Origin of the sequence: Streptomyces sp. OZ13 (genome assembly GCF_052068155.1) — a bacterium.
Classification (GTDB): Bacteria; Actinomycetota; Actinomycetes; order Streptomycetales; family Streptomycetaceae; genus Streptomyces.
In genome coordinates, this window is sequence record NZ_JBQHCZ010000013.1 from 90,497 (window position 1) to 109,561 (window position 19,065).

General features: G+C 72.5%; 16 protein-coding genes. All 16 read left to right on the top strand.

Features of this window, described 5'->3' with window-relative positions:
- Positions 1-23 precede the first annotated feature (23 nt).
- The 16 genes from ACTMTU_RS25985 (at position 24) to ACTMTU_RS26060 (ending at position 18,841) form a co-directional block, all read left to right on the top strand.
- The gene (locus tag ACTMTU_RS25985; RefSeq protein WP_441265865.1) at positions 24-1,229 is read left to right on the top strand and encodes a glycosyltransferase family 4 protein; all 1,206 of its coding nucleotides are present in this window, start codon (positions 24-26) and stop codon (positions 1,227-1,229) included.
- On the top strand, positions 1,226-1,945 hold the full coding sequence (locus ACTMTU_RS25990) for a class I SAM-dependent methyltransferase (RefSeq protein WP_441265866.1): 720 nt from the start codon (positions 1,226-1,228) through the stop codon (positions 1,943-1,945). Before ACTMTU_RS25985 ends, ACTMTU_RS25990 begins: the two co-directional genes overlap by 4 nt.
- Positions 1,942-6,213: an alpha-(1->3)-arabinofuranosyltransferase domain-containing protein gene (locus ACTMTU_RS25995; protein ID WP_441265867.1), complete on the top strand. Its 4,272-nt coding sequence runs from the start codon at positions 1,942-1,944 to the stop codon at positions 6,211-6,213. The genes ACTMTU_RS25990 and ACTMTU_RS25995 overlap by 4 nt, the downstream gene beginning before the upstream one ends.
- A complete protein-coding gene (locus ACTMTU_RS26000; RefSeq protein WP_441265868.1) occupies positions 6,213-7,514 on the top strand; it encodes a condensation protein in 1,302 nt (433 codons plus the stop codon). Before ACTMTU_RS25995 ends, ACTMTU_RS26000 begins: the two co-directional genes overlap by 1 nt.
- Positions 7,511-8,230 carry a class I SAM-dependent methyltransferase gene (locus ACTMTU_RS26005; protein WP_441265869.1) on the top strand — a complete coding sequence of 240 codons (720 nt, stop codon included), beginning with the start codon at positions 7,511-7,513 and terminating at the stop codon, positions 8,228-8,230. Before ACTMTU_RS26000 ends, ACTMTU_RS26005 begins: the two co-directional genes overlap by 4 nt.
- Before the next feature lie 5 nt (positions 8,231-8,235).
- Complete coding sequence (locus tag ACTMTU_RS26010) at positions 8,236-9,144, top strand: hypothetical protein (protein WP_441265870.1); 909 nt, start codon at positions 8,236-8,238, stop codon at positions 9,142-9,144.
- Positions 9,145-9,222: 78 nt separating this feature from the next.
- Positions 9,223-9,432, top strand: coding sequence for a Trm112 family protein (locus ACTMTU_RS26015; protein WP_159694254.1), 210 nt, complete (start codon positions 9,223-9,225; stop codon positions 9,430-9,432).
- A complete protein-coding gene (locus ACTMTU_RS26020; RefSeq protein WP_441265871.1) occupies positions 9,429-10,223 on the top strand; it encodes an FkbM family methyltransferase in 795 nt (264 codons plus the stop codon). The genes ACTMTU_RS26015 and ACTMTU_RS26020 overlap by 4 nt, the downstream gene beginning before the upstream one ends.
- 52 nt (positions 10,224-10,275) lie before the next feature.
- Positions 10,276-11,085: an alpha/beta fold hydrolase gene (locus ACTMTU_RS26025; RefSeq protein WP_441265872.1), complete on the top strand. Its 810-nt coding sequence runs from the start codon at positions 10,276-10,278 to the stop codon at positions 11,083-11,085.
- Positions 11,082-12,362 carry a PP2C family protein-serine/threonine phosphatase gene (locus ACTMTU_RS26030; RefSeq protein ID WP_441265873.1) on the top strand — a complete coding sequence of 427 codons (1,281 nt, stop codon included), beginning with the start codon at positions 11,082-11,084 and terminating at the stop codon, positions 12,360-12,362. Before ACTMTU_RS26025 ends, ACTMTU_RS26030 begins: the two co-directional genes overlap by 4 nt.
- A 242-nt stretch (positions 12,363-12,604) precedes the next feature.
- Positions 12,605-13,099 (top strand): DUF2617 family protein, encoded by a 495-nt coding sequence (locus ACTMTU_RS26035; protein WP_441265874.1) that lies wholly within the window; start codon positions 12,605-12,607, stop codon positions 13,097-13,099.
- Complete coding sequence (locus ACTMTU_RS26040; protein ID WP_441265875.1) at positions 13,096-13,497, top strand: DUF4247 domain-containing protein; 402 nt, start codon at positions 13,096-13,098, stop codon at positions 13,495-13,497. Before ACTMTU_RS26035 ends, ACTMTU_RS26040 begins: the two co-directional genes overlap by 4 nt.
- Before the next feature lie 77 nt (positions 13,498-13,574).
- Positions 13,575-14,012, top strand: coding sequence for a DUF350 domain-containing protein (locus ACTMTU_RS26045; protein WP_307705128.1), 438 nt, complete (start codon positions 13,575-13,577; stop codon positions 14,010-14,012).
- Positions 14,013-14,020: 8 nt separating this feature from the next.
- Positions 14,021-15,700: a polyamine aminopropyltransferase gene (locus ACTMTU_RS26050; RefSeq protein ID WP_441265876.1), complete on the top strand. Its 1,680-nt coding sequence runs from the start codon at positions 14,021-14,023 to the stop codon at positions 15,698-15,700.
- A gap of 495 nt (positions 15,701-16,195) precedes the next feature.
- Complete coding sequence (locus tag ACTMTU_RS26055) at positions 16,196-17,110, top strand: AurF N-oxygenase family protein (RefSeq protein ID WP_441265877.1); 915 nt, start codon at positions 16,196-16,198, stop codon at positions 17,108-17,110.
- An 81-nt stretch (positions 17,111-17,191) separates the two neighbouring features.
- The gene (locus ACTMTU_RS26060) at positions 17,192-18,841 is read left to right on the top strand and encodes an FAD-dependent oxidoreductase (RefSeq protein WP_441265878.1); all 1,650 of its coding nucleotides are present in this window, start codon (positions 17,192-17,194) and stop codon (positions 18,839-18,841) included.
- Positions 18,842-19,065 lie beyond the last annotated feature (224 nt).

A 19,065-nucleotide genomic window follows, 5' to 3' on the forward strand; every position in this document is an offset into this window, starting at 1 on the left:
CCCTGAAACGAGTTGGAGCACCCATGCCCCAGCACGTACCTCCCCCACTGCTCGAGGCACCGCAGCAGCCGCCGGCCCACGCGCACCACCGCCGGCCAGTGCTGCCGGAGTTGTCCGAGAGCCCCCGGCACATCGTGTTCCTCGCCCATCGCGACCTCGGCAACGCCGCCGCGGGCGGCTCCGAACTGCTCGTCGACCAGCTCGCGCAGGGCCTCACCGCGCGCGGCCACCGGATCACCCTGCTGTGCGGCGGACCCGCCGTGCACCGGTCGTACCGGGTGGTGTCCGCCGGCGGCACGCTCGGGCACTACGCCGGCGCACGGTCCGCGTTCGCCCGGCAGGTCGGCGAGTGCGACCTGCTGGTCGAGGTCTGCAACGGCATGCCCTACCTGAGCCCCCTCTGGCACCGCGGTCCCACCGTCTGCCTGGTCAACCACGTCCACACCGAGCTCTGGGACATGCGCTTCCCGCCACCCGTCGCCCGAGCCGGCCGGCTGCTCGAGCACTGGGCGCTCGCCCGCGCGCACCGCGGCAACCTCATGGTGGCCGTCTCCCCGTCCACGGCCGGCGCCCTGCGCGCGATCGGCGTGCCCGACCGGCAGATCCGCGTGGTGCACAACGGCGTCGACGAACCGGCCGCGCGCAGCCCCCGCTCGCGTACGCCGATGTTCCTGGCGCTCGGCCGGCTGGTCGACTACAAGCGCATCGATCTGCTGCTGCACCTGTGGGAACGGGTCCGGCCGGTCACCGGCGGCCGACTCGTCATCGTCGGCGACGGACCCGAGCGGGCCCGTCTGGAGCGACTCGCCGGTGAGGGCGTCGAGTTCACCGGCCACGTGCCGGAGGAGGAGAAGCACCGCCTGCTCTGCGAGTCGTGGCTGCTGCTGCATCCCGCGGCCGTCGAGGGCTGGGGTCTCGTGGTGACGGAGGCGGGCGCACGCGGCACGCCCACGCTGGGCTTCGACGTACCCGGCCTGCGTGATTCCGTCCAGGACGGCGTCACGGGCCTGCTGTGCCGGGGCGAGTCGTCGTTCGCCGCGGCCTGGTGCACACTGGCGCTCGACTGCGACCGGCGCGAGGACATGGGGAAGGCCGCCGCCGAACGGGCCGCCGCGTTCCGCTGGAGCAGCACGGTGCGGCAGTTCGAGGCCGTGGCCGCGGAAGCGGTACACCGCTCACCTGCCCCGCAGGGCGGGGCGCCCGCCGTCACGAACGGCGCGCGGACGTGAAGGATCCTTCGTTTCGGCGTTCCCTCACCCTCTTCCGGGCGTTCCTGCGCGAACAGGCCGACCCTGACTCCGCCTACGGGCTGCTCGCCCGCGACGCGGCCGACCAGGTGGAGCGCCATGTGAAGCTGGACGGCCGGGTCGTCGTCGACGTGGGCGGCGGCAGCGGTCACTTCACCCGCGAGTTCAGACGGCGCGGCGCCCACGGCTACCTCTTCGAGCCGGACGCCGCCGAACTGGCGGCCGAGCCCTCCGAGGGAACGGTCGTCGCCGACGGATACCTCCTTCCCCTCGCCGAGGGCGCGGCCGACGTCTGTTTCTCGTCGAACGTGCTGGAACACGTCGCCGACCCGCGGACCTTCCTGAGCGAGATGGTCCGGGTCACCCGCCCCGGCGGCCTTGTCTACGTCTCGTTCACCAACTGGCTCTCGCCCTGGGGCGGTCACGAGTGGGCGCCCTGGCACTATCTGGGCGCCGAGCGGGCCCGTGCCCGGTACGAGCGCCGCAGCGGACGCGCCGCGAAGCACCGGCTCGGCGAGAACCTCTTCGAGATCGGTGTCGGCTCGACACTGCGCCATGTCAGGGGCCGCGGCGATGTGGACCTCGTCTGCGCGCGCTCGCGGTACTGGCCGGTCCTGCCGGAGCTCGTCCCGCGCGTGCCGGGCCTGCGTGAGTTCGCCACCTGGAACCTCCTCCTCATTCTCCGGCGGTGTTCATGACCAGCGCTGTCCACACACGACCGCCCGCCCGTCCCGCGGCCGGGGGTCCGCCATCCGACCGGCCGCCGGGGCCCCGGTCGCGCCGGTGGCTGCTGGGCTTCTGGGCAGCGGTGTTCGTGGCCTTCCTGGCGGTGTCGCCGGGCCGCATGACGTTCGAGACGAAGCTCGGCGTCGTCGCGGACCCGTGGCAGTTCCTCAGCGACCTGAGCGGGCTGTGGCACGACCGGTCCGGTTTCGGCGGCATCGCCGACCAGTACGTCGGCTACGTCGTCCCCATGCTGCCGTTCCACGCCCTGGCCGATCTGCTCCAGCTGCCCGTCTGGCTCGCGGAGCGGCTTTGGCTCTCGATCGTGGTGACGACGGCCTTCTGGGGCGCGCTGCGACTGGCCGAACGGCTGGGGGCCGGATCGCCGGGCAGCAGGCTCCTCGGCGCGGCCGTCTACGCCCTGTGGCCCACGTACACGATCGTCGTCGGCTCGACCTCGGCGGCCGCGCTGCCCGGCGCGATGCTGCCGTGGGTGCTGCTGCCGCTGACGAACCCGCACACCCCGCCGCGGATCGCCGCCGCCCGCTCCGCGTTGCTGATCCCGCTCATGGGCGGTGTGAACGCCGCGTCGACACTGGCGTCGCTGCTGCCCGTCGGGCTCTACCTGCTGTGCCGGCCCGGCGGGCCGCGCAAGCGGGCGCTCATCGCCTGGTGGACCCCCTTCGTGGTCCTCGCGACCGCCTGGTGGATCGTTCCACTGCTGCTCCTCGGCACGTACGGCGAGAACTTCATGCCGTACGTGGAGTCCTCGCAGACCACCACCGCCACGATGTCGGCGACCGAGGTGCTGCGCGGCGCGGGCAACTGGGTCGGCTATCTCAACTTCGGCGAGGCGTGGCTCCCGGCCGGCTGGACCGTCGCCACCTCGTCCGTGGCCGTCCTGTGCTCGGCGCTCGCCGCGGCACTGGGGCTCGCCGGTCTCGCCAGGCGTGACCTGCCCGAACGCCGCTGGCTGGTGGTGACCGTGCTGACCGTCGGCCTCGTCACGCTGGCCGGGTACGGCGGGGCGCTCGGCGGCCCCTTCCACGGGGCCGTGCAGGACTGGCTGAACGGCCCGCTGGTGCCGTTCCGCAACATCTACAAGTTCCAGACGGGAGCCGCCCTTGCCCTGGCGCTGGGCTTCATGCACCTGACCGCCGTCGTCTCCCTCTCCGCGCGGGTCCGCGGGCGCCGGCTCGTCCCGGCGGCGGCCCTGCTCGTACTGCCGGGCCTGTGCTGGCCGTACGTCAACGGCTCGGTCCTCCAGCCCGGTTCGTTCCCGCGGCTGCCCGCGTACTGGGAGACGACCGCCGACTGGCTGGCGGACAACGCGGCACAGGACCGGGCCCTCGTCGTGCCGGCGACCGCGCACGGCATCTACACCTGGGGCTCGCCCATCGACCAGCCGCTCGACGTCCTCGCCCGCTCGCCATGGGCGCAGCGGGACTACGTGCCCTTCGGCACACCGGGCAACCGCCGTGCGATGGACGCCGTCGAGCAGGTGCTCACCTCCGGCGGCGAGGTACCGGGCCTGAGCGCCTTTCTGCACCGGGCCGGACTGCACCATGTCGTGGTACGCAACGACCTCGACCCCCGCCAGCTGGGCCATGTCCCGACCACCACGGTGAAACGGACCCTGGAGGCTTCCGGATACCGGCGCGTCGCGGGCTTCGGCCCGGTGCTGACCGGCGGACGGATCGCCGACGACACACCGGTCCAGGTGGAGGGCCTGTTCCCACGGCAGCGGGCCGTGGAGATCTACGAACCGCCGGCGGGCACCGCACGCCCCGGCAAGGCCCGGCTGACCCCGGCGTCGGCGGCGGCCGTCGTCAGCGGCGGTCCCGAGTCCCTGCTGCCGCTGTCCGCCGGCGGGCGGCTCGACGGCCGGCCGGCCGTACTCGCCGGCGATGAACTTCCGGGTGTGGACCGGCTGTCGATGTACGCGGCGGGCGACGGGATGCGCCGCGCCGACACCCGGTTCGGACTGGTCAACTCGAACACGTCCCACACCTACACCCGCGAGGAACGCAACGCCCCCGAGGCGGTGCAGGACCCCGGCGCCGAGCCCCGGCAGATCCTGCCCCTGCCGGGCTCCGGGCACCAGACCACCGCCGTGCTGCGGGGCGCCGCGTCGGTGACCGCGTCGTCCGCCGGGACCTGGCTCTTCCACCTGCCGCAGTACGACCCGGTCAACGCCTTCGACGGCAATCCCGGTACGGGCTGGGCGGAGGGCTCGCCCGGATCGCCGGCGGGGGAATGGATCAGGATCGACTTCAACGGCCCGACCGACGTCCCGGCCACGCTCCGGCTGACCCCGCTGCCCAGCGGCAACGTCCGGGCCGCGCCGACGGCCGTCCGCGTCGAGACCGACCTCGGCAGCCGTACGAGCACGCTGCGCCCCGACGGCTCCCCGCAGGACGTCGACGCCCCTGCGGGCGCCGCGACCTGGCTGAAGGTCACCGTCCTGGAGTCGCAGCAGGGCCGTCCCGGACTGACCGGCGCCGGGTTCGCCGAGATCTCCGTGCCCGGCGTCCAGGTCACGCGCATGCTCCAGCTTCCCGAGGACGCACCGAAGGAGACCGGCGGCTCCGTCGTCTACTCGCTCCAGCGCGGCAGCGACCCGGGCGGACTGTCCGCCGTGGCCGCCGAGGTGGGGCTGCACCGGCAGTTCACCGCGTCCCGCTCCGGCCCGTACACCGTCCGTGCCGCCGCGCTGCCCGTGCCGGGCGAAGCGCTGGACAAGCTGCTGTTCGACCTCACCGGGCAGCGCGACAAGATCGTCGCGAGCGCCGACTCGACGGCGGCCCTGGGGACCAACCTCAGCCCCCGCAACCTCACTGACGGCGACCTCACCACGGCCTGGATCGCCGGTGAACGTCCCGTACTCCATCTGTCCTGGCCGAAGAAGACCTCGGTCGGCGAGATGGTCTTCGCGGCGGCCGGCGGGCTCTCCACCCGGCCGGAACAGGTGCAGATCAGCTCGCCCGACGGGACCGCCGTCGCCGCGGTGGACGAGAACGGCATGGCCCGCTTCCCGCCCATCACCACCGACCGGATGGACATCACCGTCTCGCGGACCGCACCGCTCACCCTGCACAACCCGGTCGCCGACGACCAGTTGCAGCTTCCGGTCGGCCTGAGCGAGATCCACATCCCGGCCCTCAAGGAGTTCCGCGCACCGCAGCCGGACCCGGAGCGGATGTTCAAGCTGCCGTGCGGCAAGGGGCCGGTCCTCTCCGTCGACGGGCAGTTCCTCGAGACCCGTGCCGAAGGACGGGTGGGAGACCTGACCGGGCGCCGGCCCGTCGAGGTCTCCCTCTGCACGGACGGGAGCCGGGTGGACCTCGACGAGCGGACCCACACGGTCGAGGCCGGAGACGCGGGCCCCCTCGCCGTCACCGGCGTCACGCTCACGACCGGCACGCCGGCGTCCGCCGCGGGTGCCGGGACCGAACGCGCCCTGGAGGTCCGGGAAGGCACGGGCGACCACCGGTCCGTGCGGGTCGGGCCGGGAGACGCCTCGTACCTCCAGCTCCACGAGAACCACAACCCCGGCTGGAAGGCCACGCTGGACGGCGAGGAGCTGACACCCCTGAGGATCGACGGCTGGCAGCAGGCCTGGCTGGTACCCGCCGGGCAGGGCGGCACGGTGAAGCTCGAGTACGAGCCGTCGTGGATGTACCGCGCCGGCCTGGCGGGCGCCGGGCTGCTGCTCGCCGTGCTGGTGTGCCTCGCGCTCGTCGGACGGCGCGACCGGGCTACGGAGCACCCTGCGGCGGCCCCTCCCGCGCCCGGGCCGCTGCTCGGCGCCTTCGCCCTGACGCTGGTGGCCGTGGTGGTCGCCGGACCCGTGGCGGTGGTGGTGCCCGTGCTGGCGGTTCTGGCGTGGCTGCGGCCGGCGTTCCTCGTACCGCTCGCGTTCACGGCGATGGCCGGAGCCGGCGCGGTGGCCGCGCTGGGAGCCGGCGACGGGCTGTCGCCGGACCGGGGCGCGTACGGGCCGGCGGCTCAACTCCTCGCCCTCACAGCCCTGTTCGCCGCTCTGGTGAGCGTGGGGCGGGAACGTGGCGGTCCCACCGGCGCCCACCGGTCCGGCGGAGGGCCCGCCGCGCCGGGCCCTGACGGCCGTCCACCCGGTGCCGGCACACCGGAACCGGGTCCGCCAAGGCCGCCCGGCGTGCCCGCGCCGCCGACCGGCGGCAGCGGCGGACCGCCGCGCCGGCATCCCGGAGGGAGTCTCTGATGGCGACGGTCGAGCGCCCCGTGTCCCCCCACGCGGCGGTGCCGGAGCTGCCGCGGGTGCCGTTCCCCGTCGTCGACGAGGTCGCACGGCACTGCGCGCAGGACACGGAACCCAACACGGTCCACATCGAGATCCATCTCCCCGGCGCCGTCGAACCGGACCGGCTGCGCGCCGCGTTCGGGCAGGCTCTGTGCCGCTATCCGCGTGCGCTGATGCGCGAGCGGGCCCGCGGCCCGCTCGCACGGCGCTACGAGTGGGAGCTGACGCGCGGGCCCGACACGGAGGTGATGACGTTTCCGCCGCGCGCGGCCGGCGCCCTCGTCCGGGCACGGGAACGCGCCCTCGCCGAGGCGCCGCCGCTGACGTCCTCGCCGCCGCTGCGGCTCGAGGTCGTCGAGGAACCCGGCAGACCCGGCTGTGTGCTGGTGTTCACGCTCAACCACACGGCCCTCGACGGCCCCGCGTGCCTGCGGCTGGCGGCCACGGCCGCGGAGATCTACAGCGGCACGCCGGCCCCTGCCGCACCCCCACCGGCCCGGCCCGCGCCCCCCGGACGGACGCACCGGGCGGGCGGCCCCGCCCTGCCGGGCAGACCCGCGCGGGTCGCGGCGGGCATCCCGGGACCGGTGCCTGGCAACGCGATGCTCGTCACCGAACTGCCCGTGCCCCGGCGGGAGACAGGAGCCCCCTACACGGTCAACGACCAGCTGATGGTGGCCACCGCCCTCATGGTCGCCGACTGGAACCGGGCCCATGACGCCCCACGCCGGCCGCTGCGCATCACCATGCCCGTGGACGACCGGAGCCGTGGCCCCGAGATGCCCATCGGCAACGGCACCCGGCTGGTCGAGGTCGGCTTCACGGCCGCCGAGACCGACGGCCTCGACCTCGCGCGACTGCTGCGCCGAACCGCGGAGCGGACCCGCGCCCTCAAAGCCGCACCCCGTCCTCAACTGGGGCACGGAGCCGCCCTGTTGACGCTTCCTCTACTGCCGGTCGCGGCGCGGGCCGGGCTCACCCGTGGTCTGCGGCTGCTGGCCGCGCCGTGGACGTCGACGACGCTGCTGAGCAACATCGGCCGCATCCCGTATCCGCTGGACTTCGGCGACGCCGGACGGGCCGTCGCCGTCTGGTTCTCCGCGCCGGCCAGGATGCCGCGCGGCCTCACCGTCACCACCGCCGCCACGGGAGGCCGGCTCCATCTGGTGCTGCGGTGGTCGCGTTCGCTGCTCTGCGACGAGGACGGCGTACGGCTGCGCGAGCTGTTCGCACACCATCTGAAGTCGACGGAGGCACTGTGACCGGCACCGGCTCACCGTCCCTGCGGGACTTCTACGAGGATCCCGCCGTCCCCGTCGCCTCCGGCGACGCCCGCAGCAGACGCCAGGCACGGCTGCTGGCCGACGCCCTCGGCCCGGCGACCGGGCGGCTCGTCGTCGACGTGGGATGCGGCGACGGCAGCGCGGCGCGGGCCGCGGCGCCGTACCTCGGCGGCCATCGGCTCGTCGGCGTCGACTGGTCTCACGACGCGCTGCGCCGTGCCCGGCCGCACATCGGGAACGTGGTGCGCGGCGAGCTCGACCACGGGCTGCCGTTCGCCGACGGCTGCGCCGACGCGGTGCTGTTCAGTGAGGTCATCGAGCATCTCGTCGACCCGGACCACGCGCTGGACGAACTGCGCCGGATCCTTCGGCCGGCAGGCCATCTGATGCTCTCGACGCCGAACCTCGCGGCCTGGTACAACCGCGCCCTGCTGCTGGCGGGGGTGCAGCCGGTGTTCTCCGAGGTGAGCCTGCGCGGGATCCACGGCCGGCCCGGTTCGCAGGTCGTGGGCCATCTGCGGCTGTTCACGGCCCGTGCCCTGCGCTCGTACCTCACGGCCGCCGGATTCCGCGACGTGCGGATCACCGGCGCGCCGTTCCACGGGGTGCCGCGCGGGCTGCGGCTGCTGGACCGGGCGGCGTGCGCGGTGCCCGGCGCGGCGTCCATCCTCCTCGCGCACGCCCGGCGGGGGTAGCGGCCGTGTGGTGGGGCGTGGGCGCGGCGCTGATGGCCAATCTGCTGTACAGCGTGGGATTCGTCCTGGAGAAGAAGGCCCTCGGCCGGCTGCCCGCGCTCTCCGCGGGCAGGCCCGTGCACGTCGTCCTGGTGCTGCTGACCAGTCCGGCGTGGATCGCCGGATCGCTGGCACTGGCCGCCGGGTTCGCGGCCCAGCTGATCGTCTACCGGGCGCTGCCGATCGCAGCCGCCCAGGGAATCTTCGTTTCGGGACTCGTCCTGCTCCTGCTGCTCTCTTCGGCGGTGCTCGGCGAACAGCCGTCGGGCCGCGAACGCTACGCGCTCGGCGCGGTGCTCGTGGCGCTGCTGATGGTCGTCGCCTCCGTCCGGGAGGGCGAGGACACGGTGAGCGGCGGAGCTCCGTGGACGCTGGTGCTGCTGGTGAGCGTGCCGACCCTCGCCGCGGGCGTGTGGCTGTACGGCCGGGTCGAGCAGCGCTCCCGCAAGCGCCACCGGCTGCCGACCAACGGCATCGGCTACGGCGTGGCCGTGGGTCTGCTGTACGGGGTCAGCTCGCTGGCGATCAAGGGCGCGTCGAGCAGGCTGACCACGGCCGACGTCGGCGACGCGGCCCGCTCGCTGTTCACCTCGCCCTACCCGTATCTGCTGATGTTCACGGCGGCGGCCGGTCTCGTCATGTCGCAGGCTGCGCTGCAGCGTTGTCGTGCCTCCCTCATCGTGCCCGTCTGCACCACGGTGACCTGTCTGTTCACGGCGGTGCTCGGGACGATCACCTTCGGGGAGCGGCTGCCGGAGGATCCGCTGCTGCTGACCCTGCGGGTGGCCGGCACGGCGCTGGCGCTGTCCGTGCTGCTCGCCCTCCCCCGCCACGATCCGGCCCCGCGTACGCAGGGACCGCCCCCGGTCGCCTGAACCCGACCGAACCGACCCGACCGACTGAACCGACCGACTGAACCGAAACCGAACCGACGGAACCGTAAGGACGTTGCCATGGACGCCGACGACCCGCTGCTGCGCATCCTCGCCTGCCCGCTCGACAAGGGCCCCCTGACACTGCTCGGCGGACAGAACATCCTCTACAACCCGAGGCTGCAGCTGAGCTACCCCATCGTGGACGGCATCCCCCAGCTGCTTCCGTCGTCGGGGAGCAGGGTCACGGAGGACGACCACGCCAGGTACCTGCGGGCGGCCGCCGAGTGACCACTGTCGCGGCGGCGGTCGCCTCCCGCCTGCCCACCCGCTGGGTCGGCTCCGCGGCCTGCGCCCTCTACCCGCGCTTCGAACCGGAACTGGGCCGGCTCGCCGACTTCTGTCCGCGAGGAGGCACGGCGATCGACATCGGCGGCTGGTACGGCCCCTGGTCCCGCCGGCTGGCCGCCCGCTCCGACCATGTCGTGACCATGGAACCGGTGCCCCACCTCGCCCGGTACCTGCGGTCGACGCTGCCCGGCAACGCCCGGGTCGTGCAGGCGGCCGCCGGCGACCGGGAGACCACCGCCCGGCTGTGGCTGCCGGCGGGCGACCGCGGGGACCGGGGGGTCTCCTCGCTCGCCCGCCGGGACATCCACTCCCACAGCGTGGCCGTGCCGGCGGTCACCGTCGACAGCCTCGGCCTGCACGACGTGCGGTTCGTGAAGGTGGACGTGGACGGCGAGGAACTCCCGGCCCTCCTCGGCGCCGCGGGCCTGCTGCAACGGGACCGCCCGGCGCTCCTCGTCGAGCTGGAGACCCGCATCCGGCCCATCACCCCGGTGATCGCCCTGCTGACCGGGCAGGGCTACCGGGGCTGGGTACTGGCCGCCCGCTCGTGGTTGCCGTTGGACGACTTCGACCTGGCCGGCCACCAGTCGAGGACCGAGCACCTCGTGCACCGGGGGCTGCTGCGCCGGGCACTGGCGCAGCGAGAAGGCCGGTACATCAATTCGGTGCTCTTCCTGCCGGAGGGACGCGTCCCCGGGGGCACGACGGTGCCCGGGCGACCACCCGCATGACCTTTACATGAGGGATTAATCAGGTATGAGGCGTTGATGCGAAGATGTCCGTATGGATGTACGGAACAGGAACCGCGTCACGGTGAGCGGGAGGGCCGACGGTCCGGTGGTGATGCTGGCGCACGGGTTCGGGTGCGACCAGAACATGTGGCGTCTTGTGGTGCCGACGCTGGAACGGGACTTCCGGGTGGTGCTCTTCGACCACGTGGGGGCCGGCCGGTCCGACCTGTCGGCATGGAACGAGGAGCGGTACACCACCCTCGACGGCTACGCCGATGACGTACTGGAGATCTGCCACGAGCTGGACGTGCGTCCCGTCTTCGTCGGGCATTCGGTGAGCGCGACGGTCGGTGTCCTGGCGGCCTCGCGGGAACCGGAGCGCTTCGCACGGCTCGTCCTGCTCACCCCGTCGCCGTGCTACATCGACGATCCCGCGACCGGCTACCGGGGCGGATTCAGCGCCGAGGACATCGACGAGCTGCTGGAGTCGCTCGAATCGAACTATCTGGGCTGGTCGGCGGCGATGGCTCCGGTCATCATGGGCAATCCGGAGCGCCCGGAACTGGGCGAGGAGCTGACCAACAGCTTCTGCCGCACCGATCCGAGGATCGCCCGCGTCTTCGCCCGCGCCACCTTCCTGTCCGACAACCGGGACGACCTCGCCAAGGTGCGTGTTCCGACGCTGATCGCCCAGTGCTCCCAGGACGCGATCGCCCCACGGGAGGTGGGGGAGTTCGTGCACGCGCAGATCGACGGGAGCGAGCTGGTCACGCTCACCGCGACCGGCCACTGCCCGCAGCTCAGTGCGCCGGAGGCGACCGCCGCGGCGATCGCCTCGTTCGCCGCCGGAGCGGGCCGGTGACGTCCGGGGACACCCCCGACCGCACACCGGGCCGCCCCCGGGACCGCGGTGCGGTGCCCGGTGGCGGAGAAGGCACCGGCCAGGTCTCCGCGCTGCTGGAGGACAGCGCCGAGGACCTGTACGAGAACGCACCGTGCGGCTACCTCTCCACCCTGCTGGACGGGCAGATCGCCAAGATCAACCGCACCCTGCTGGACTGGCTGGGGTACCGGCGCGAGGACCTCGTGGGCCGCAAGCGGTTCGCCGACCTGCTCACCGTCGGCGGCAAGCTCTACCACGAGACCCACTTCGCGCCGCTCCTGCGACTACAGGGAGAGGTCAGCGGTATCGCGCTGGAGATGAAGGCCGCCGACGGCAGCCGGCTGCCGGTCCTGGTGACCTCCGCCCTCAAGCGGGACAGCGACGGCCGGCCCCTGCTGATCCGTACCACCGTCTTCGACGCCCGTGACCGCCGCGCTTACGAGACGGAGCTGCTCCGCGCCCGGCAGGAGGCCGACCGGGAACGAGAACGCCTCCAGCGCCTGGCCACCACACTGCAGAGGACGCTCCTGCCGCCCGCGCTGGAGAACGTGCCCGGCCTGGACGTCGCCGCGCACTACCACATCGCGTCGGTCGACGAGGTCGGCGGCGACTTCTACGACCTGTTCCCCCTGACCGCCGGCACCTGGGGGCTGTTCCTGGGCGATGTGTGCGGCAAGGGGGCGGCCGCCGCGGCCGTCACCTCGCTGGCCCGGTACACCCTGCGGGCCGCCGCCGTCTACCACCCCGACCCGGCGGCCGTGCTCGGCAACCTCAACGCCGTGCTGAACCACGAGCCCCACGGCGAGGACCCCCGTTTCTGCACCGTCCTCTACGGCCTGCTCACCCCCGCCGACCGCGGCGGTTTCCACATCACGCTCGCCGGCGGGGGGCATCCGCCGGCGGTGCTGATGCGCGCCGACGGGAGCGCCGACTACGTGCACACCCCCGGCGGGCAGCTGCTCGGCGTCGTGCCCGACGCCGACATCGCCACCGCCACCGTCCACGTAGCGCCCGGCGACACGCTGCTGCTCTACACCGACGGCCTCACCGAGGCCCACACCACCACGGCCGGCGGTCGCTACGGCGACGAGGCGCTCCTGGACTTCGCCCGGTCCCTCGCCCCGACCACCGCGCAGGAGGCCATCGCGGCGGTGCGGGAGCTGCTCGACTCCTTCGACAAGGTGGACGACGACACCGCCCTCCTCGCCATCACCGCTCCGCGCCCCGGTCGTGAGGAGGCTCGGGAAGCCGGCTGACGAGCACGCCGGACCTCGCGCGGCCGAGCCGTGAGGAGTCGGCGTTCCCCCCTGAAGCGGCGCCGGGACGCTGTGCCATACTCAGCGCGCTCACTGCCCGTCCCGAAGTCGTGGGGAACACCGTTGAAGCCCGATCTCGCCGCCCTCGGCGCCGGACCCGTCGCCGCCCTTCCCACCCGGGCCGGCGGGCGGACACAGAGCCCCGTTCCGGCGGTCGCCGGCGTCCGCGCGGGCAGGGAAACGTGAGCGGTATAGAACTGACGACCCCGTACCAGGACACGGACGCGGACCAGCTCTCCTTCACCCTCGGCCGGCCCGCACGCGAGGCACTCGCCGTACGCGACCTCACCGTCGGCGGGCTCGACATCCAGCTCCGGCTCCTCGGCGCGTCCCATCAGGTCTTCGCGGGGCCGGTCCGGGAGACCGTGGCCTGCCTGCCCGGCGTCGCCGGGGGCCTGCCCGGGTCCGCGGTACACGAGTTCGACGAGTGGCACTACCGCTTCACCGCCCGCGTCCGGCACTTCACCGCCGCCGGGTTCAGCGAAGAGGTGCACCGGATCCGCAAGCGGTCCGACGACGCCGCCGAGTCGCTGCACGGCATCTTCCCCGGCTCCCCCGAGGCGGTCACCGCACTGACCGTCGAGCGGCTCAGCACCGGGCCGGGATGGCGCACTTGGCACACCTACCCGCAGAGCCGCCAGATCGTGGCGACGTACACCCGGCTGGAGGCCCGATGAAGACAGCCCGACTCATCAGCGTGACGATACTCGCCACGATCGCGCTCACCGCCTGTTCCAGTGAGCCGGACGACGGCAACGACGTGCCGTCCACCTGGATCCGCCAGCAGTACACCAGCAGCGGCGTGGGCTATGTCGACACCAGCGACACGACGTCCAAGGTCGCGAAGGAGATCGACGGCCACACCTCGGCCCGTGACCGTATCGACGACTCCGGCAAGGTCTTCCTGCGCTACCGGGACGACATCGTCTCGATCGTCCCGCACCAGAACGGCAGCCGGATCGAGATCGACGACTACCGCACCGGCTACCACCGCTGGAAGTCCAACATCCGGTCCGTGTGGCCGGACCCGGACAGCAACGAATTCCGCGGCGGCGGCCCCGGATCCGGCAAGTGACCGCCCACCGCGCCCCGTAGCGTCCCCGGTCCCGTACCCACCCGCACTCCTCGACGACGTCCCCGAAAGGCATCCCCGTGGCAGAGATCTTCGAGTCGGCAGGCGTCGCCCTGCTCTACGGTCTGGTCGGCTTCATCGTCATGGCCGTCGGCTTCATCGCCCTCGACCTGGTGACCCCCGGCAAGCTCGTCCATGTGGTGTGGACCGAGCGCAACCGCGGCGCGGCAGTCCTCCTCGCCGGCCAGACGATCGCCATCGGCCTTGTCATCGACCAGTCCATACGGGCCAGCGAGTCCGAGCAGGGCCTCGGCCTGGGACTCGCCAGCACCCTGCTGTACGGCCTGTCCGGAGTCGTGGTGATGACGTTCATCGCCGTCGTCGTCGGTCTCCTCACGCCCGGCCGGCTGGGTCACGCCGTGCTCGACGACAACGGCGACCGCCCCCACCCCGCCGCCTGGGTCCAGGCGGCGATGTACATCGGCACGGCCTTCATGGTCGGCGCCGCGGTCTCCTGAACCGGACGATGGGCACCACCACTCCGGACGACACGGCCGCGGACGAGGCGGCCCCGGCACCGGCCGCGGCGGGGAACACCGCCGCGTGCCCGGGCCCGGCGGACGGCCCGCCCGCCGCAGCCGACGCCGAGCCTTCCGCCGCCGCCCACTCCCGCGGGTCCCGCTTCCTGCTCCTGTTCGCGGTGTTCCTCTGCGCGGCCTGCGGCCTGGTGTACGAACTGGCGCTGACGGCGCTGGGCAGTTACCTCATCGGCAACTCCGTGATGCAGACCTCCGTGGTCATCTCCGTCATGGTCTTCGCCATGGGCATCGGCTCGCTGGCCGCCAAGCCGCTGCAGCGGCGGGCGGTCGGCTCCTTCGCCATGGTGGAGGGGCTGCTCGCGCTCGTCGGCGGGCTCTCGGTACTCGTCCTCTACGTGTCGTTCGCCTGGCTGCGGATCTACATGCCGTCGATGGTGGTGGTCACGTTCGCCGTCGGCCTCCTCATCGGGGCCGAGATCCCGCTGCTGATGACGCTGCTCCAGCGGATCAGGCGGCAGGAGGCGGGCAGCGCCGTGGCCGACATGTTCGCCGTCGACTACATCGGAGCGCTGGTCGGCGGGCTGTGCTTCCCGCTGCTGCTGCTTCCCGCCTTCGGGCAGCTCAAGGGCGCGCTGGTGGTGGGCGCCGTCAACGCCGTGGCCGGGGTCGTCGTCGTCCTGTGGATCTTCCGCCGGCAGACCCGCCGCGTCGTACGCGTGTCGCTGCTGACCGGTATGGCGGCCGTCCTCGCCGTGCTCGGCACGGTCTACGCCCTGGCGGACGACATCGAGGTGACCGCACGTCAGCAGCTGTACCGCGACCCGATCGTGCACGCCGAGACCACGCCGTATCAGGACATAGTCGTCACCCGGTCGACCGCCTTCACCGGGGACCCCGACATGCGGCTGTTCCTCAACGGCGATCTGCAGTTCTCCTCCGTCGACGAGTACCGCTACCACGAGGCCCTCGTCCACCCGGCGTTGTCGGGCAGGCGCTCCTCGGTGCTGATCCTCGGCGGCGGCGACGCACTCGCCCTGCGCGAGGTGCTGCGCTACGACGACGTCGAGGACGTGACGCTGGTCGACCTCGATCCGGCGATGACCAGGCTCGCCCGCACCTTCGAGCCGCTGCGCGAGCTGAACCGGGACGCGCTGCGCGACCGCCGGGTCACGGCCGTCAACGCCGACGCCTTCAACTGGCTGCGGGACGCCACGCGGCGGTTCGACACGGTCATCATCGACTTCCCCGACCCCGACAGCGCGGCGCTGGCCAAGCTGTACTCGGTCGAGTTCTACCACCTGCTCAAGCAGGTCCTGAAGCCCGAGAGCCAGGTCATGGTGCAGGGCGGGTCCCCGTTCTTCGCCCCCAAGTCGTACTGGTCCATCGCCGCGACGATCGGCGAGGCCGGATACCGCACGACCGAGTACCAGGTGGACGTCCCGAGCTTCGGCAACTGGGGCTTCATCCTGGCCACCCCCGGCGCCGACGGCCCGCCCCCGGCACTTCGCCTGGCCGAACAGGCGCCGGCACTGCGGTTCCTGGACGACTCCGTCCTCGAGGCCGCCGCCGTCTTCCCGCTGGACCGCCGCCGCCTGGAGGTCCGGGCGAGCACGCTGATGGATCCGGTGGTGCTGGAGTACACGCTCAACGAGTGGCGGAACTACTGAGCCCCACAGGAGTCCGGGGCGGGCGACGGCAGTAGGACCGCCCGCCTCGGGCCTCCCGGCGGCCCGCCGCCGTCCAGCCGTCCTGCCGCCCTGCCGCCTGCGTATGCCGTCCTTCCGACGCGGAACCCCGGTTCACTCAGGGCCAGGTGCACCGGTGCGCCCTCTCCTGCCGACTCTCCCAGGCGTCTGCCGCCGGTTCTTCTCTTGCGCCCGGAACGGGCCTTCGCTTCTGCCTGATTCACGGCACTTCGCCGCATTCATGACGCTCCACGGAATCCCGCACCGGCGACATCCGGCCATGCCCTCTCACCGATTTCGTACTGAGGGGTAGGCCCGCGCGCGCTCTTGCTATACGGTCCGTCTAACAGCTTGCTAGACGCCGCGTCTAATAAGCTGCGGCGGCATCCCGGCGGCGAGGACGGCCGACGGTGCCCGCCGGCCCGCACCCGACAGCGAACAAGGAACATCACACCACTCGTTTCGAGGAGCCGCACCATGTCCAGCAGCACCCTCCGGCCCAAGACGCAGGAACCGTCCCACGAGCAGGACGTCGCCCGGCGGTTGCTCGACTCGGCCGCCGTGCTCGCGTACGACCCCGCCACAGAGGTGGACTGGGAGACGCCGCTGGACAAGGACTTCCACGGCGCCAGCCCCGAGTGGAGCACCCTCTACGGCACCGCGTACTGGAGCGAACTGACGGACGCCCAGCGCAAGGAGCTGACGCGGCAGGAGGCCGCGTCCGTGGCCAGCACCGGCATCTGGTTCGAGATGATCCTTCAGCAGATGGTCCTCCGCGACATCTACGCCAAGGACCCGACCGACGCCACGTTCCAGTGGGCGCTCACCGAGATCGCCGAGGAGTGCCGGCACTCGATCATGTTCGCCCGTGGCGCCCAGAAGCTCGGGGCCCCCGCGTACCGGCCGCACCGCTTCGCGGTCGAACTGGGCCGCGTCTTCAAGACCGTCGCGTTCGGCGAGGCGGCGTACGCCGCGATCCTCGTCGCCGAGGAGGTCCTCGACGTCATGCAGCGCGACTGGATGCGCGACGAGCGGGTGGTGCCGTTCGTCCGGACCATCAACAACATCCATGTCGTCGAGGAGTCCCGGCACATGAAGTTCGCCCGTGACGAGACGCGCAAGCGCCTCCGCGGAGCCGGCCGGCTGCGGCGGCAGATCAACGCCCTCGTCGTCGCCATCGCGTCGTACGTCATCGTCACCAGCATGGTGAACAAGAACGTCTACGCGAACGCCGGGCTCGACAAGGAGCGCGCCGTCCGCGAGGCCAAGGCCAACGAGCACCACAAGTCCATGATGCGGTCGAGCTGTTCGGGACTCATGGAATTCCTGGCCTCGGCCGGTCTGCTCACCCGGCCCGCCCTGTTCTTCTACAAGCGCGCCGACCTGATCTGACAGCACGAGCGACCCCGACCCGACGACCCGACGACCCGACGACCCGACCGAACCTGAGCCGAGCCGAGCCGAGTTGACGACATGACCTACGCCATCACGCAGACCTGCTGCAGCGACGCCACCTGCGTCGCCGTGTGCCCGGTCAACTGCATCCACCCCACCCCGGAGGAACGGGCCTTCGGCAGCACGGAGATGCTATATATCGACCCGAGATCCTGCATCGACTGCGGCGCCTGCGCGGACGCCTGCCCGGTGGACGCGGTCTTCCCCGTGGACAGCCTTTCCGGGATGCAGCAGGAGTACGCGGCGATCAACGCGGCCTACTTCGAGGACAAGGCATCCGAACCGGCGGGCGACAGCCCGAACTTCCACGTCTGGGGCGAGCCGGAGTTCAAGCGCGTCCTGCCGGCCGACTTCGCGCCGATCCGGGTCGCGGTCGTCGGCACCGGCCCTGCCGGCATGTACGCGGCACAGGACCTGCTGCTGCACACCAACGCCGAGGTGACGCTTGTCGACCGGTTGCCGGTGGCCGGCGGTCTCGTGCGCTACGGCGTGGCACCGGACCATCCCGCGACCAAGAAGGTCGGTGACACCTTCGGGCGGTTCCACACGCATCCGCGGGTGCGGATGCACCTGGGCGTCGAGGTCGGCAAGGACGTCACGGCGGAAGAACTCGCCGCGCACCACGACGCGGTGATCTACGCCGTCGGCGCCTCGTTCGACCGCCGGCTCGGGATCCCGGGCGAGGACCTGCCCGGCAGCATCTCGGCGACGGCGTTCGTCGCCTGGTACAACGCCCACCCCGAGATCGCGCCGGACGCCGTGGACCTGTCGGCCGAACGCGTGGTCGTGGTCGGCAACGGCAACGTGGCCCTCGACGTCGCGCGGATCCTGGTCCGAGACCCGGAGACACTGGCCGGCACCGACATCGCCGACCACGCGCTGGCGGCCCTGCGCGCCGGGAAAGTACACGAAGTGGTGCTCCTCGGCCGTCGCGGCCCCTCGGACGCGGCGTACACCAGGTCGGAACTCCTCGCTCTCAAGCACCTGCCCGGCGTGGAGCTGGTGGTGGACGACCACGATCCACGGATCGGCGCGGGCATCGAGAACGCCGGGGCCAAGGACAAGGCCGCCGATCTGAAGGACGTCACCCGCCGCGAGATGGACTGGTCCCTTCCGCCTGCACCGGGACGGCGCATCGTGTTCCGCTTCCACTCCGCACCGACGGAGGTTCTCGGCGAGGACACCGTGCGTGCCGTACGCACCACGGGGACGCCGGAAGCTCGGGACATACCCGCCGGCATGCTGCTGCGGGCCGTCGGCTACCGGGGCGCGCCGATCACCGGCCTGCCCTTCGACGAGGCCACCGGCACCGTGCCGCACGCGAACGGCCGCGTGACGGGGATGCCCGGGACGTACGTCGTGGGCTGGATCAAGCGCGGGCCGTCCGGCGGCATCGGCGCGAACCGTACGTGCGCCGCCGAGACGGTCGGCACGCTCCTCGCCGACGCCGTCGCCGGTGCGCTGCCCGCGCCCTCGTCGCCGGCGAAGGCGTTCCAGCGGCTGGTACGCAGCCGCAACCGCCAGGTCGTCGACGCGTCGGGGCTGGCGGCGATCGAACGGGCCGAGGTCGCCCGCGGCCTGCGTGAAGGCAGACCGCGGGTCAAGCTGACCACGGTCGCGGAGCTGGTGAGGTCGGCGAAGTCCGGCCGCCGTCTGCTGCCGCGCTGACCGGGCGCGACGCCGCCGGCCGATGCATCGCTGACAGGCGTCTCCCCGGGACTTGGGCGCTACGGGCTCCCGGAGTGCGCGGACCGCTCCCCGGGCCGTCCGCCAACCTCCTAAGCGACACTCATGGCTCGTCATCACCGCGCTCGACATTCCGCAGGGGCGCGCGATCCGGGGGGCCGGCACCGTGCGCCTCCCTGCTCTTCCGTGTCCCCCGCCACTGGGGC

Excerpts from the sequence above, each read along its gene's own strand:
- ACTMTU_RS25985 (WP_441265865.1), top strand. The coding sequence starts at position 24 with ATGCCCCAGCACGTACCTCCCCCACTGCTCGAGGCACCGCAGCAGCCG.
- ACTMTU_RS25995 (WP_441265867.1), top strand. The coding sequence starts at position 1,942 with ATGACCAGCGCTGTCCACACACGACCGCCCGCCCGTCCCGCGGCCGGG.
- ACTMTU_RS26000 (WP_441265868.1), top strand. The coding sequence starts at position 6,213 with ATGGCGACGGTCGAGCGCCCCGTGTCCCCCCACGCGGCGGTGCCGGAG.
- ACTMTU_RS26015 (WP_159694254.1), top strand. The coding sequence starts at position 9,223 with ATGGACGCCGACGACCCGCTGCTGCGCATCCTCGCCTGCCCGCTCGAC.
- ACTMTU_RS26025 (WP_441265872.1), top strand. The coding sequence starts at position 10,276 with ATGGATGTACGGAACAGGAACCGCGTCACGGTGAGCGGGAGGGCCGAC.
- ACTMTU_RS26040 (WP_441265875.1), top strand. The coding sequence starts at position 13,096 with ATGAAGACAGCCCGACTCATCAGCGTGACGATACTCGCCACGATCGCG.
- ACTMTU_RS26050 (WP_441265876.1), top strand. The coding sequence starts at position 14,021 with ATGGGCACCACCACTCCGGACGACACGGCCGCGGACGAGGCGGCCCCG.
- ACTMTU_RS26055 (WP_441265877.1), top strand. The coding sequence starts at position 16,196 with ATGTCCAGCAGCACCCTCCGGCCCAAGACGCAGGAACCGTCCCACGAG.
- ACTMTU_RS26060 (WP_441265878.1), top strand. The coding sequence starts at position 17,192 with ATGACCTACGCCATCACGCAGACCTGCTGCAGCGACGCCACCTGCGTC.